This window comes from Streptomyces nanhaiensis, from assembly GCF_046614825.1.
In the GTDB taxonomy this organism is placed as follows: domain Bacteria; phylum Actinomycetota; class Actinomycetes; order Streptomycetales; family Streptomycetaceae; genus Streptomyces; species Streptomyces radiopugnans.
Window position 1 is genome coordinate 1 of sequence record NZ_JBKJFM010000389.1, and the last position, 544, is coordinate 544.

At 79.6% G+C, this 544-nt stretch carries 1 pseudogene; it reads left to right on the forward strand.

What is annotated here, in order from left to right:
• Nucleotides 1–544 (forward strand): annotated as a pseudogene (locus tag ACLIYP_RS30745) (hypothetical protein); the annotation flags it as partial.

Consider the following 544-nt stretch of genomic DNA (forward strand, 5'->3'; position numbering starts at 1 on the left):
CCGCGGCCCGTGCCGCCCTCGCCGACGCCCGGGTCTCCCCCGGCGACGTCGAGTACCTGGAGCTCGGCGGTGCCACCCCCGCTGCCCGCCACGGCGAGGCCGCGGCCCTGGCCGCCGTCTACCGGCCCGACCCGCAGGCCGCCGGGGAGGCGGACGCGGGCGACCCCTACGGCTGCGTGCTGGGGAGCACGGGAGCGCTGGTGGGGGACACCCAGCGCGCGGCTCCGCTGGCCGCACTGGTCGGGGCCGCACTGGCCCTGCACCACGCAGACTTCCCCGCCGCCGCGGAGGGCCTGCTGCCCGACCCGGAGGACACCGCGTTCGAGGGCTCCTGCTTCACCGTGCTGGGGGAGCCGCAGCCCTGGCCCGTGCGCCGCCGCGGCGCCGCCCGCGTCGCCGCGCTCAGCCTGCTCGGCGACACCGGCCCGGCCGGCGCCACAGCCGCCCGGCTGTCCATCCCGGTGCGCCCGGACGAGCCCGGCTGGGACGAACTGGTGCTGCCGGAGCGCCCGTTGCGCGTACTGCGCGAGATCACCGCCCATGT